This is a genomic window from Nocardioides carbamazepini (assembly GCF_024614185.1).
GTDB classification, from domain to species: Bacteria; Actinomycetota; Actinomycetes; order Propionibacteriales; family Nocardioidaceae; genus Nocardioides; species Nocardioides carbamazepini.
In genome coordinates this window covers 469,488-482,947 of sequence record NZ_JAHTLF010000013.1, presented here as the reverse complement: position 1 = coordinate 482,947, position 13,460 = coordinate 469,488, and the positions used below count along the sequence as shown (strand labels likewise).

Below are 13,460 nucleotides of genomic sequence, written 5' to 3'. Positions count from 1 at the left end.
GCTGCCAACCCTGGGATCCGGCGGTGGTGTGACACAAGGCACATTCCGCACTGCGGAAAGTTAGGACCCGATCATGCCGAAAATGGACCTCGTCGAACGCGACGGCGCCTCCTGTCCGCGAGGAGCGTCAGCCTCCGACGAGGGGAAGGCTGACCGTCGCGTCCATGGCGTGGGCGAGCTCGCGCCCCTTCGTCTCGAAGTGACGGCGGAAGTAGCCCGTGTGCTCGTCGTGCTCGTGGAAGTGGTGCGGCGTCAGCACCGCCGAGAAGACCGGCACGTCGGTCTCGAGCTGCACCCGCATCAGCGCGTCCACCACCGACGACGCCACGAAGTCGTGCCGGTAGATGCCGCCGTCGACGACCAGGGCCGCCGCCGCGACACCGACGTACTGCCCGGACAGCGCGCGGCGTCGTACCTGCAGCGGGATCTCGAACGCACCGGGCACGTGCACCACGTCGACCGTGTAGCCGCGCTGCTCGAGCTCGTCCGTGCAGGTCGTGACGGCGACGTCGACGATGTCGGCGTGCCAACGGGCCGCGACGACCGCGACGCGTGGGGCGATGGGTGACATGGGTTCTCCTGTTCGCGTGTCACCCAGGGCGTGACGACGCGCACGAGGCCCGCCGCGTTCTCTTCCGTCCGGACTGTGACCGTCGGCTCCGGAGTCGCACCGGATCTGCTGACCCGGACCGGTCGTGGGGACCGATCCGGCGCTCGCGGGCTCGGCCGCCCCGGATCCGCCGGGACGCCCTCACCGCCGGTGGGGAGTTCCACCCCGCCCTGAGAACGTACGACAGCAGGGTAGCGGCCACGCCCCGCTCGGGGCGGCATGTCCGCCGGCTGCCGGCCGGGCGCGGACGGAGATGGTCTCCGATGATTCCCCCGGCCCCGGACCCCGCTTGTAAGGTGTCCTACGTCATGCGCGGGAGATCCCGACGATGCGCAGATGCGCCGCAGGACCCAGCTGTCACACGACACTCGAACCTCGAGGATCATTCATGGACTACAAGGTTGCTGACCTGAGCCTGGCCGAGTACGGCCGCAAGGAGATCGAGCTCGCCGAGCACGAGATGCCCGGCCTGATGGCGATGCGCGCCCGCTACGGCGCCGACCAGCCGCTCCGGGGCGCCCGCGTCGCCGGCTCCCTGCACATGACCATCCAGACCGCCGTGCTGATCGAGACGCTCACCGCTCTCGGTGCCGACGTCCGCTGGGCGACCTGCAACATCTTCTCGACGCAGGACCACGCCGCCGCGGCCGTCGTCGTCGGCAAGGACGGCACCGTCGAGGCGCCCGCCGGCACGCCCGTCTTCGCCTGGAAGGGCGAGACCCTGGCGGAGTACTGGGACGAGGCCGAGAAGGTCTTCCAGTTCAAGGACGCCGAGGGCAACGCCATCGGCCCGAACATGATCCTCGACGACGGTGGCGACATCACCATGCTCGTCCACCTGGGCACCGAGTTCGAGAAGGCCGGCGCTGTCCCGGGCCAGGACTCCACGGACAACGAGGAGTTCAAGGAGGTCCTCCGGGTCCTCGCCCGCTCCGTCGACAACGACCCGACGTACTGGACGAACATCGGCGCCGGCATCAAGGGCGTCACCGAGGAGACCACCACCGGTGTCCTCCGTCTCTACGACCGCTTCAAGGCCGGCTCGCTCCTCTTCCCGGCCATCAACGTCAACGACTCGGTCACCAAGTCGAAGTTCGACAACAAGTACGGCTGCCGCCACTCGCTCATCGACGGCATCAACCGTGGCACCGACGTGATGATCGCGGGCAAGACCGCCGTCGTCTGCGGCTACGGCGACGTCGGCAAGGGCTCCGCCGAGTCGCTGCGTGGCCAGGGCGCTCGCGTGATCATCACCGAGATCGACCCGATCTGCGCGCTGCAGGCGGCGATGGACGGCTACGAGGTCAAGCGCCTCGAGTCGGTCGTCGACTTCGCCGACATCTTCATCACCACGACCGGCAACTTCGACATCATCCGGGTCGAGCACTTCGAGCGGATGAAGCACCAGGCGATCGTCGGCAACATCGGCCACTTCGACAACGAGATCGACATGGCCGGCCTCGCGAAGATCCCGGGCATCGTCAAGGACGAGATCAAGCCCCAGGTCCACCAGTGGATCTTCCCCTCGTCCGACGGCGGGGCCGGCAAGAAGGTCATCGTGCTGTCCGAAGGACGGCTCCTGAACCTGGGCAACGCGACCGGCCACCCGTCGTTCGTCATGTCGAACTCGTTCACCAACCAGGTGCTGGCGCAGATCGAGCTCTTCACCAAGCTCGAGGAGTACCCGATCGGCGTCTACGTGCTGCCGAAGCACCTCGACGAGGAGGTCGCCCGGCTGCACCTCGACGCCATCGGCGTCGAGCTCACCGAGCTCACCCAGGCCCAGGCCGACTACCTCGGTGTCCCGGTCGAGGGCCCGTTCAAGTCCGACCACTACCGCTACTGAGGCGCGAGCGCCGCGCTGCCGCGCACGCGGTCGTGTTGCGTAGGTCCAGGCTTGGCCTGGCGGCAAGACATGCGTGCTGGCCGCCCGTGCGTAGTTGGCAGCTCGCGCGTAGCTGGCGACAGGGCGGGCGTCGCGTCGCACGCCTGACGTAGCAGAAGCTGGCCGTTCGCGAGCCCCGTACCCGCCTGGGTGCGGGGCTCGTGTGCTCCGGGCTGCCGAGATATACTCGCGGCAGAAAAAGGATATCTCCTTGGAAGGCGGGCCGATGGCGAAGACGTTGATCGAGGTGGACGAGCGTCTGATGGCAGACGCGATGCTGGCGACCGGTCAGACGACGAAGCGAGGCACCGTGACCGAGGCGCTGGAGCAGGCGGTCCGCAAGGCGCGGGCACTCGACTATCTCGAGCGGTTGCAGGAGGGTGTCGCCAGTAGCCTCGATGACCCGGAGGTCGTCGATCAAGCTCAGCGATGAGGCAGTTGTATCTGCTCGACAACTCCGTCGCCCAACGCGTCCATCGCGCTCCGGCGGTCGCCGAGGCGGTGGCAGTGCTCCTCGCGACGGGGCAGCTGGCGAGTTGTCTGCCGCAGGTGCTGGAAGAGTGCTACTCGGCCCGGAGTGCAGCGGACCACCGCATCATTCTCGACGGCAATCAGCGCGGAAAGGTCTTCCTGGCGCCCGACGGGGAGGTCGCCCGCATCGCCGTCGACCTCCAGAGCCTGCTCTTCCATGCGGGGACGGGGCGGTCCGTGGGGGTGAGCGATCTTCAGATCGCGGCGACCGCGCTGCGGCACTCGCGTGGCGATCAAGCAGTCACCGTCGTGCACTACGACGCTGATTTCGACCATGTGGCCCGTGTCCGTCCCGACCTGCGCGCGCGATGGATCGTCCCGTCCGGCTCGGTCGCATGAGACGGCGAGACCGATCAGTAGGATCGCGTTCATGACCCCGCCCACCAGTGCGCCGTACCCGACCCGGGGACGCGTCCTCGTCGTCGACGACGACGCGCCGCTGGCGGAGATGCTCGGCATCGTGCTGGGCCAGGAGGGCTTCGAGAGCCGGGTCTGCCCGCGCGGCGACCTGGCGCTCGCGGCGTTCCGGGACTACCGGCCCGACCTGGTGCTGCTCGACCTGATGCTGCCGGGCAGGGACGGCATCGACGTGTGCAAGGAGATCCGGGCCGAGTCCGGCGTCCCCATCGTCATGTTGACGGCCAAGGGCGACACGGTCGACGTCGTCGTCGGGCTGGAGTCAGGGGCGGACGACTACGTCGTCAAGCCGTTCAAGCCCAAGGAGCTGGTCGCCCGGATCCGCGCGAGGGTACGCCGCACCGAGGCCGTGCCGCAGGAGACGCTCACCATCCGTGACCTCGAGATCGACGTCGCCGGGCATGCGGTGACCCGGGACGGCCGGGAGATCTTCCTGACGCCGCTGGAGTTCGACCTGCTGCTCTGCCTGGCCCGCAAGCCGGGGCAGGTCTTCACCCGTCAGGTGCTGCTCGAGGAGGTCTGGGGCTACCAGCATGCCGCGGACACCCGTCTGGTCAACGTGCACGTGCAGCGGCTGAGATCCAAGGTGGAGCACGACCCGGAGCATCCGGAGATCGTACTGACGGTGCGTGGTGTCGGCTACAAGGCCGGCTCCGGATAGGCCCGCGGCGGCCCGGCTCGGCCGCCGCGGGCTTGCGGGGCTGCGCCGGTGCTGGGCCTGGCTGGCGCCGCGGCTGCGTCGCGCCCTGACCTTCTGGCGCCGTTCGATCCAGGCGCGGGTCGTGGTGAGCACCGTGGTGCTGTCCGCCGTGGTCGTCAGCGGCGTCGGCTGGATCCTGTTGCAACAGACCCGCGAGGGCCTGTTGCGCCACCGGGTCGACGTCGTGCTCGGGGAGGTGGACGCGGAGGTCACCGACGCCCAGGACCGCCTGGAGGCGGCCTCGGGACGGGAGGGGAACGCCGGCCGACAGCAGCGTGACCTGGTCGACCCGATCATCGAGCGGGGGGACAGTCGCGGGTACGCCGTCGTGCTGGCCGGCCCCGAGGAGGAGGGGCCGCCGCTGCGGACCGGTGGCGGTGAGTACACCAGCGGCCTGGACCTGGCCAGCGTCCCCGCCTCGCTCGAGGAGCACTTCGACGGGCGGCTGCGCGCGACGGCGTGGACCTACACCGAGATCGTCCGCTCGACCGGCACGGGGGCGGACGCCCGCACCACGAGCGAGCCGGGGATCGTCGTCGGATCGCAGGTGCAGCTGCCGTCGGACGGGCAGACCTACACGCTCTACTTCCTGTTCCCGCTCGCGGAGGAGCAGGAGACGCTCAACCTGGTGACCCGGGCGCTGCTGACCGCCGCGGGGCTCCTCCTCGTGCTCGTCGCCGGCGTGACCTGGCTGGTGACCCGACAGGTGGTCAGCCCGATCCGGATGGCCCGGGAGGTGGCCGAACGGCTCGCCGCCGGCCGGCTCCAGGAGCGGCTCCAGGTCAGCGGTGAGGACGACATCGCCCGCCTGGCGTACTCCTTCAACCAGATGGCGACCAGCCTCCAGCGTCAGATCCGCCAGCTGGAGGAGCTGAGCTGGGTCCAGCGCAGGTTCGTGTCCGACGTCTCCCACGAGCTGCGCACCCCGCTGACGACCGTCCGGATGGCCTCCGACGTGCTCCACGACGCCCGGGAGAGCTTCGACGCCGCCACCGCCCGCTCCGCCGAGCTGATGCAGGCCGAGCTCGACCGGTTCGAGAACCTCCTCGTCGACCTGCTGGAGATCAGCCGGTTCGACGCGGGTGCCGCGGTCCTCGCCACCGAGAACGTCAACCTCGGCGACCTCGTCCGCCGGGTCGTCGAGGCAGCGCGCCCGCTGGCCGACCAGCGGGGTGTGCGGGTGCTCGTCGAGGAGCCGGACGTCGCGGTCCGGGCCGATGTCGACGTGCGGCGCATCGAGCGGATCGTGCGCAACCTGGTCACCAACGCCATCGACCACGCGCTGGCCGACGATCCCACCGAAGCCGTGATCGTGCGGCTCGCCTCCGACGAGGAGTCGGCGGCGATCACGGTGCGCGACCACGGCATCGGCCTCGCGCCGGGCGAGGCCTCGATGGTGTTCAACCGGTTCTGGCGCTCCGACCCGGCCCGTACCCGGACCAGCGGCGGGACCGGGCTGGGGCTCGCGATCGCCCAGGAGGACGCCCACCTGCACGGCGGCTGGCTCCAGGCCTGGGGCCGGACCGGGCAGGGCGCCCAGTTCCGCCTCACCGTGCCACGGCACGCCGGCGGAACGCTGCGCCACAGCCCGCTGCCCCTGGTGCCGGAGGACGCCGCGTCGAGCGACGCTGCGGTCGTGGTCGGGCGGGGTGGCGTCGTCCCGGGGCCGGAGGAGGGACGATGACCCCCGCGGCGTTGCGCCGGAAGGTCGCCCGGGTGGGCCCGGTGCTGGTCGCCGTGCCGGCCCTCGTGCTGGCCGGCTGCACGTCGCTGCCGACGTCGGGACCGGTGGTCGAGGGCAGTGGCGCCGACCAGGGCGCGACCCGTCGTGCCAGTGACATCGACGCCCGGCCGCCGCTCTCCGGGGCGTCGCGGACCGAGGTGGTCGCCGGATTCCTGGACGCGATGACCGCCTGGCCGGTGCAGACCAGCGTCGCCAAGGAGTACCTCACCGAGGAGGCCGCCGCCGGCTGGGACCCGGAGCAGGAGACCATCATCTACAGCGACTCCCTGCCCGTGCAGGAGAGCGCGGGCACGGTCTCGGTCCGGCTGACCGCCGCGGACCGGCTCGACGCCGTCGGAGCGTGGCGGGGGGCGATGGGGACCGACGAGCTCACCGTGGACTTCCGGGTGAGCATCGAGGACGGGCAGTACCGGATCGCCGACCCGCCGGACGCGCTCGTCGTACCCGCGGGATGGTTCCGGCAGCGTCACCGTCAGGTCTCGCTCTACTACTTCGACCCGATCGCGCAGATCCTCGTCCCCGAGCCGGTCTTCGTGCCCGAGGGCGACCAGCTGGCGACCAGCCTGGTCTCGGCCCTGCTCGCCGGGCCGCCGCCGCGGGCCCGGGGCGTGGTGCGCTCGTTCCTGCCGTCCGGGTTGACCGTCGGGCTGTCCGTGCCGGTGAGCGACGCCGGCGTCGCCGACATCGCGTTGGTGGGGGAGCCCCAGGCGATCACCGCTCAGCAGGCCGAGCTGATGCTCGCCCAGCTGGCGTGGACCCTACGCCAGGACCCGTCCGTCACCGCGCTGCGGGTCAGCATCGACGGCACCGACCTGCCCCTCCCGGGCGGTGTCTCGCAGTACTCCGTCGAAGCGGCCGCGGTGCTCGGACCTGCCGGCCCCGGTGGTGGCCGGACTCTCTTCGGCGTCAGCCAGGGACGTCTGGTCGCCGGCAGCGGGGACGGGGACCTCGCGCCGGTGACGGGCGTCTTCGGCGACGAGGGTGCCGGACTCGGCTCCGTCGCGGTCACGCTCGACAACCAGCGGGCCGCCGCGGTCGACCTCGGCGGCCGCCGGGTCCGGCTGGCCCGCGTGCAGCAGTCGGCCTCCGAGCCGGCGGCGCAGACCCTGCTGTCCGGCGGGAACTACACCCGGCCCACCTTCGACCACGCCGACCGGCTCTGGGTGCTCGAGCGGCGCCCCGGCGGGGCGGTCGTGTGGCTGTACGACGAGCAGGACGACGACGTGGTCCGCGCCGTGCGGGTGCCCGGGATCACCGGCACCCGCGCCCGGGGGCTCGTCGTGAGCCGCGACGGCACCCGCCTCGTGGGGATCGTCCGCACCCCTGAGGGCGGTGACCAGGTGGTCGGGGCCCGGGTCCTGATCGGCGGCCGGGGCCAGGTCCAACGGGTCCGGCGGCCGTTCGTGGTCCGCGAGGCCGAGGACAGCCACATCACCGATCTCGCCTGGAACGGCCCGATCCGGCTCGGCCTGCTCACCGCGACCGCGCCCGACAGCCTCTACGAGGTCGATGTCGTCGCCGCCGACGGCGCCACGGTCGGCGTCGACGTGCTGTCGACCATCGTCACCGGCAAGGTCCGCGGCCTAGCGGCGACGCCGGTCGAGGACGCCCCGATGCTGGCCGTGTACGCCGACCAGTACGTCGATGTCGTCCGCCAGGAGCGGCATCCCGTCGAGCCGGAGGGGCTGACCCAGCTCGACTACGCGGGCTGACCTGTTCTCCACAGGCGTGGACCGCGCGGTTGCTCGTCCGGGGACGCCCTGCTGGGGTGGCGTGGATGAGAACGCTGCCGACCCTTGCCGACGGCTTCGTCGACCTGGTGCTCGGCTCGCGCTGCGTGGGCTGCGAGCGGCCAGGGCGGCCCCTGTGTGGCGCGTGCCGCGCCGGCCTGCCCGCCGAGGCCGGCCTGCGCCGGCCGACGCCCTGCCCCGACGGGCTGGTGCCGCCGTACGCCGCCGGCGAGTACGCAGGTGTCCTGCGCGCGCTCGTCCTCGCCCACAAGGAGCGGCGGGTCCTCGCCCTCGCCGCCCCTCTCGGGGAGCTCCTGGCGGTGTCGGTCGCGGGCGCAGCCGGCGCGGTGACGTCCGGGCCCGTCGTCCTGGTCCCGGTGCCGTCCCGCCCCGCGGTCGTGCGGCAGCGCGGCCACGACCCGACACTGACCCTGACCCGGGCCGCCGCGCGGGCGCGCGGGACGGGCGTGGTGACCGCCCGGCTGCTCCGCCTCCGGCCGGGCGTCGTCGACCAGGCCGGTCTCGACGCGGCCGGCCGGGCCGCCAACCTGGCCGGCTCGATGACGGCTCCCGCGGCCGCCGTACGACGGCTCGCGCGGCGCTGCCCGCGCGCCCACGTCGTCGTGTGCGACGACGTGCTCACGACCGGCGCCACTCTGCGCGAGGCCCAGCGCGCCCTCGAGGCGGCGGGCGTTCCGGTGCTCGCGGGGGCGGTGGTCGCTGCCACGAGGAGGAGGTCGGATGACGCAAGGAGCGGTGTCCCGGGCCCGAACTTCCGGTGAGGCCTTTCGTCGTCACCAGCGACGGACTAACGTCTGGTCATGGAGTCCGCCCGGGTCCGTGGTTGCGTCGCTCGGACCGGGCGCGAGCCCGATCGGGTGCGGCAAGCCGATGCCAGTCGCAGGCGAAACGGTCCACGTAAGTCACGTACGGACGGCAGTCCTCGAGGTGCCCTCCGGGGGTCCACGGGGGCGGAGCCCCCGTGCGTGGTGATCACGGTGCGGCTTAGTCGTAAGCCCTGCCTCGGTCCGGACGTCAGATGCGTCCGGTCCCGGGAGAAGGCCGGTAGTGGCAACAAGCTGCGGAAGCCTCAGCAGGCGGGTGTGGGGACGAAGACCAGGTCGGCCGGGCGGGCTCCACTGCGTTTGATTGCGCGAGCGCGTCGCTCGTCCCTCGCGCCGCGCTGCCGCGCGCGCGGTCGTGTCTCGCACGGGGCTGAGCCCGCCTGGCGGCAAGCCTTCGGCACGGCGGAAAGCGCCGGTCTCGTCGGCTCCGGTCGCTCGTTCCTCGCTCCCTGCGCCTCCTCGCCCAGCGTTCCCGCCGTGGCCTTCGCGGGCTTCGGGGGCGCGAGCGACCTGTCTTCACCCCTTGCTGGTCGAGAGACGTGCCAGCACTCGCACTTCCTGCCTGCGTGGCAGGAGAACCCATCACGCCGAAATTCCCTTGGAGGTAACTGATGGATGTTGTGGTCACCGGACGGCACTGCGAGATCTCGGACCGGTTCCGGGAGCATGCCGCGGAGAAGCTCGCCAAGCTGGAGAAGCACGATCACCGGATCATCCGGGTTCATGTGGAGGTGGACAGCGAACCCAACCCGCGCCAGCACGACCAGGCCGTCCATGTCGAGCTCACGGCCTTCTCCAAGGGACCGGTGATCCGGGCCGAGGCCGCCGCCGACGACAAGATGGGCGCGCTCGACCTCGCCCTCGACAAGATGGCCGCCCAGATGCGCAAGGCGGCCGACCGGCGGCGGGTGCACCGCGGCCGTCGTACGCCGGTCTCGGTCGGCCGGGCCCTCTCCGACGTCCCGGCCACCGTGGTCGAGGAGGCGGAGGAGGACGTCGCCATCGAGCGTCAGGTCGGCCCGATCACGGTCACCGGTGACGGTCCGCTGGTGGTGCGGGAGAAGACGCACCCGGCCGCCCCGATGACCCTCGACCAGGCGCTCTACGAGATGGAGCTGGTCGGTCACGACTTCTACCTGTTCGTCGACAAGGAGAGCGAGCGGCCGGCCGTGGTCTACCGGCGCCGCGGCTACGACTACGGGGTCATCTCGCTCGACCTCGGGAGCAACGACGGCTGAGGCGTGGTCAGGACCGACATGCTCTCGGGAGGTCGTGCCATGATGCCGCTGTGGCGACTCGGACTTCGGCGGAAACCGCAGCACCGGGACAGCCCGTGAGCGAGCCGGTGCGTGTGGTGGTGGTCGACGACCAGGAGCTGTTCCGGCGTGGGCTGACGATGCTCCTGGCCATCGAGGACGGCATCGAGGTCGTCGGCGAGGCGAGCAACGGCGTGGACGGTGTCGCCGTCGCCGTCAGCAGCGTCCCCGACGTGGTGCTGCTGGACGTCCGGATGCCGAAGCAGTCCGGCATCGAGGCCTGCGTCGCCATCAAGGAAGCGGTCCCGATGACGAAGATCATCATGTTGACCATGTCGGACGACGAGACCGACCTCTACGAAGCGGTCAAGAGCGGCGCCTCGGGCTACCTCCTCAAGGACTCGTCCATCGAGGAGGTGGCCCAGGGCGTCCGCGTCGTCGCCGACGGCCAGTCGCTGATCAGCCCGTCCATGGCCGCCAAGCTCATCGACGAGTTCAAGACGATGTCCAAGCCCGACCGCTCGACGGGCCAGGCCCTCAAGCTCACCGAACGTGAGCTCGAGGTGCTTCGGTTCGTCGCCCGCGGCCTGAGCAACCGCGACGTCGCCGCGCAGCTGGCCATCAGCGAGAACACCGTCAAGAACCACGTCCGCAACATCCTCGAGAAGCTGCAGCTGCACTCGCGGATGGAGGCGGTCATGTACGCCGTGCGCGCCAAGCTGGTCGAGCTGGAGTAGCTGCCGGCCCGGCAGGGCTGTCGGCGGCGGCTCCTAGGGTGGGCCCGTGCCCACCACGCAGTCGCTGTCGCTCCCGCAGGCCCGCCGGATCGCGTTGGCGGCCCAGGGCTTCCTCGACCCGGCCCACGCGGCCCCGAGCCTGCGGACCTTCGACCGCACCCTGGCCCGCACCGGGGTGCTGCAGGTCGACAGCGTCAACGTGCTGCAGCGGGCGCACTTCATGCCGCTCTACTCGCGGATGGGGGCCTACGATGTCGACCTGCTCCGTCGCGCGGCCAGCGGCCGCAACCGGCGGGTGGTGGAGTACTGGGCCCACGTGCAGGCGTTCATGCCCGTCGAGCTGTGGCCGGCGATGCGCCATCGGATGGACGACTACCGCGCCCGGCGCGGCAAGTGGTTCGCGGTCGAGGAGGGCGACGCGCTCGAGGTGGCGCTGCTCGCCGAGATCGCCGAGCGTGGGGCCAGCACCGCGCGTGAGCTCGACGACGGGCTGCCGCGCGCGAAGGACCACTGGGGCTGGAACTGGTCGCGCACCCGGCGGATGCTCGACTACCTCTACATGACCGGTGACCTGGCCATCGCCGGTCGCACCAGCCAGTTCGAGATCCGCTACGACCTGCCGGAGCGGGTCCTGCCCGCGTCGGTGCTCGACGCCCCGGCGATGCCGGCCGGGCAGGCCCACGTCGAGCTCGTCCGACGGGCGGCCCGGTCGCACGGCGTCGCGTCGGCGAACTGCCTGGCCGACTACTACCGGATCCGGGTCGGCGAGGCGCGGATCGCGATCGACGAGCTCGTGGCGGCCGGCGAGCTGGAGCCGGTCGCGGTGCAGGGGTGGCGGCGCCCGGCGTACCTCCACCGCGACGCGCGTCTCCCACGCCGGGTCGGCGCCCGCGCCCTGCTGAGCCCCTTCGACCCGGTGGTGTGGGAGCGCGACCGGGGGGAGGCGCTGTTCGACTTCTTCTACCGGATCGAGATCTACACGCCGGCCGAGCAGCGGGTGCACGGCTACTACGTGCTGCCGTTCCTGCTGGGCGAGCGGATCGTCGGGCGGGTCGACCTCAAGGCCGACCGGCCGACCGGCCGGCTGCTCGTGCAGTCGGCCTGGGCGGAGCCGCACGCGCCGGCGGAGACCGCGGTCGAGCTGGCCGTGGAGCTGGCGCGGCTGGCCGGCTGGCTCGGCCTGACCGAGGTCGTCGTCGCCCCGAGGGGTGACCTGGCCGCGGCACTCGCGGCCGAGGTCGACCAGGCTGCCTGACCCCCTGGCCGGGTCCCACGGCCGGCCCACCGCCTCGACGTACTAAGGTCACCGCCGTGACCCAACGCACTCTCGTCCTGCTCAAGCCCGACGCGGTCCGGCGCGGCCTGGTCGGCAACGTGCTGGCCCGGTTCGAGGCCAAGGGCCTGGGCATCGTGGCCCTGGAGCAGCGCCACATCGACGCGGCGATGGCCGACGCCCACTATGCCGAGCACGTCGAGCGCGACTTCTACCCGCCGCTGCGGGCGTTCGTGACCAGCGGCCCGCTCGTGGCGCTCGTCCTCGAGGGTGACGAGGCGATCGAGGTGGTCCGCGCGCTCAACGGGGCGACCGACGGCCGGAAGGCCGCGCCCGGCACGATCCGCGGCGACCTCTCCCTCTCCAACCGGGAGAACCTGGTCCACGGCTCGGACTCGCCCGAGTCGGCGGAGCGCGAGATCGCGCTCTGGTTCCCCCACCTCTGACGCACGCGCTGCGGGAGGAGCCCCGTCCCCTGTGACGGGTGTGACTCCTGAGACGCGCCGCGCCGTACCGGCGTGCCTACCCGACCGGACCCGACTCGTTCCTTACGCTCGCAAGCGGAGACCGGCGGATCGTGCGCTCGTCGACCTCCCCGGCACACTCCTCGCCACCATGCGGGGAGCGGACCGGCTTCCCCGGACGCGCGCGAGCGGACCTGCCCAGCGGGGCGGTCCGGTGACGTCTTGCGGAGGTTGCGTGAGGGCGAACTCCATCATCGGCCGCGACATGGCCGTGGACCTCGGCACCGCGAACACGCTCGTCTACGTCCGTCGCCGCGGCGTCCTGCTCGACGAGCCGAGCGTCGTCGCGCTCAACGACAGCACCGGCGAGGTGATCGCGGTCGGTCACCAGGCCAAGCAGATGCTGGGCCGCACGCCGGACAACATCACCGCGCTCCGCCCGCTGCGCGACGGCGTGATCGCCGACTTCGAGGCGACCGAGCAGATGCTGCGCCACTTCATCGCGCGCGTGCACAATAGGCGGTCCTTCGCCAAGCCCCGCATGGTCATCTGCGTGCCGAGCTCGATCACTCCGGTCGAGCAGCGCGCGGTCAAGGAGGCCGGCTACCAGGCCGGAGCCCGCCGTGTGTACGTCGTCGAGGAGCCGATGGCCGCCGCGATCGGCGCCGGACTGCCGGTGCACGAGGCGACGGGCAACATGATCGTCGACGTCGGCGGCGGCACGACCGAGGTCGCCGTCATCTCCCTCGGCGGCATCGTCACGTCCCTCTCGATCCGCACGGCCGGTGACGACCTCGACGCCGCGATCATCGCGTGGATGAAGAAGGAGCACGGCGTGATGCTCGGCGAGCGCACCGCCGAGGACGTCAAGATCACCCTCGGCTCGGCGTTCCCGCGCCCCGGTGAGCCGCACGGCGAGGTCCGCGGCCGTGACATGGTCACCGGCCTCCCGCGCACGGTCGAGGTCACCGGTGCCGACATCCGGCACGCGCTGGAGGAGCCCCTGCACGCCATCGTCGACGCCGTCCGGGTGACCCTGGACCAGACGCCGCCGGAGCTCTCCGGCGACATCATGGACCGCGGCATCGTGCTCACCGGCGGGGGAGCGCTGCTGCGCGGGCTCGACGAGCGGATCCGGCACGAGACCGGCATGCCCGTCCACGTCGCGGAGGACCCGCTGATCTCGGTCGCGATGGGTGCGGGCCGCTGCGTCGAGGAGTTCGAGGCCCTCCAGCAGGTGCTCGTCACCAACCAGCGACGGTTCTGAC

At 71.6% G+C, this 13,460-nt stretch carries 13 protein-coding genes and 1 riboswitch; of the genes, 12 read left to right on the top strand and 1 reads right to left on the bottom strand.

Annotated elements, in window-relative coordinates:
* Positions 1-127: 127 nt before the first annotated feature.
* On the bottom strand, positions 128-571 hold the full coding sequence (locus tag KVF89_RS09195; protein ID WP_257425067.1) for a 6,7-dimethyl-8-ribityllumazine synthase: 444 nt from the start codon (positions 569-571) through the stop codon (positions 128-130).
* 52 nt (positions 572-623) lie between these two features.
* Positions 624-792, bottom strand: a riboswitch (FMN riboswitch).
* A 206-nt stretch (positions 793-998) separates the two neighbouring features.
* Here KVF89_RS09195 and ahcY point away from each other — a divergent pair.
* The 12 genes from ahcY (at position 999) to KVF89_RS09135 (ending at position 13,459) form a co-directional block, all read left to right on the top strand.
* A complete protein-coding gene (gene ahcY, locus KVF89_RS09190) occupies positions 999-2,456 on the top strand; it encodes an adenosylhomocysteinase (protein WP_257425066.1) in 1,458 nt (485 codons plus the stop codon).
* A gap of 265 nt (positions 2,457-2,721) precedes the next feature.
* Entirely contained in the window at positions 2,722-2,928 is a 207-nt protein-coding gene (locus KVF89_RS09185) for a type II toxin-antitoxin system VapB family antitoxin (protein ID WP_257425062.1), read from the top strand.
* A 5-nt stretch (positions 2,929-2,933) separates the two neighbouring features.
* Positions 2,934-3,365 carry a PIN domain-containing protein gene (locus tag KVF89_RS09180; RefSeq protein ID WP_257425059.1) on the top strand — a complete coding sequence of 144 codons (432 nt, stop codon included), beginning with the start codon at positions 2,934-2,936 and terminating at the stop codon, positions 3,363-3,365.
* A gap of 31 nt (positions 3,366-3,396) precedes the next feature.
* Positions 3,397-4,104, top strand: coding sequence for an MtrAB system response regulator MtrA (mtrA, locus tag KVF89_RS09175; RefSeq protein ID WP_257425058.1), 708 nt, complete (start codon positions 3,397-3,399; stop codon positions 4,102-4,104).
* A 40-nt stretch (positions 4,105-4,144) separates the two neighbouring features.
* Complete coding sequence (gene mtrB / locus KVF89_RS09170; protein WP_306809289.1) at positions 4,145-5,827, top strand: MtrAB system histidine kinase MtrB; 1,683 nt, start codon at positions 4,145-4,147, stop codon at positions 5,825-5,827.
* A complete protein-coding gene (locus KVF89_RS09165) occupies positions 5,824-7,599 on the top strand; it encodes an LpqB family beta-propeller domain-containing protein (protein ID WP_257425057.1) in 1,776 nt (591 codons plus the stop codon). Before mtrB ends, KVF89_RS09165 begins: the two co-directional genes overlap by 4 nt.
* 65 nt (positions 7,600-7,664) lie before the next feature.
* Positions 7,665-8,399, top strand: a complete 735-nt coding sequence (locus KVF89_RS09160; RefSeq protein WP_257425056.1) for a ComF family protein — start codon at positions 7,665-7,667, stop codon at positions 8,397-8,399.
* A gap of 674 nt (positions 8,400-9,073) precedes the next feature.
* Positions 9,074-9,700 (top strand): ribosome hibernation-promoting factor, HPF/YfiA family, encoded by a 627-nt coding sequence (hpf, locus tag KVF89_RS09155; RefSeq protein ID WP_257425055.1) that lies wholly within the window; start codon positions 9,074-9,076, stop codon positions 9,698-9,700.
* 95 nt (positions 9,701-9,795) lie between these two features.
* Entirely contained in the window at positions 9,796-10,455 is a 660-nt protein-coding gene (locus KVF89_RS09150; protein WP_257425054.1) for a response regulator, read from the top strand.
* A gap of 46 nt (positions 10,456-10,501) precedes the next feature.
* The gene (locus KVF89_RS09145; RefSeq protein WP_257425052.1) at positions 10,502-11,710 is read left to right on the top strand and encodes a winged helix-turn-helix domain-containing protein; all 1,209 of its coding nucleotides are present in this window, start codon (positions 10,502-10,504) and stop codon (positions 11,708-11,710) included.
* 56 nt (positions 11,711-11,766) lie between these two features.
* Positions 11,767-12,174 carry a nucleoside-diphosphate kinase gene (gene ndk / locus KVF89_RS09140; RefSeq protein ID WP_257425050.1) on the top strand — a complete coding sequence of 136 codons (408 nt, stop codon included), beginning with the start codon at positions 11,767-11,769 and terminating at the stop codon, positions 12,172-12,174.
* 253 nt (positions 12,175-12,427) lie between these two features.
* On the top strand, positions 12,428-13,459 hold the full coding sequence (locus tag KVF89_RS09135) for a rod shape-determining protein (RefSeq protein WP_273475455.1): 1,032 nt from the start codon (positions 12,428-12,430) through the stop codon (positions 13,457-13,459).
* Position 13,460 lies beyond the last annotated feature (1 nt).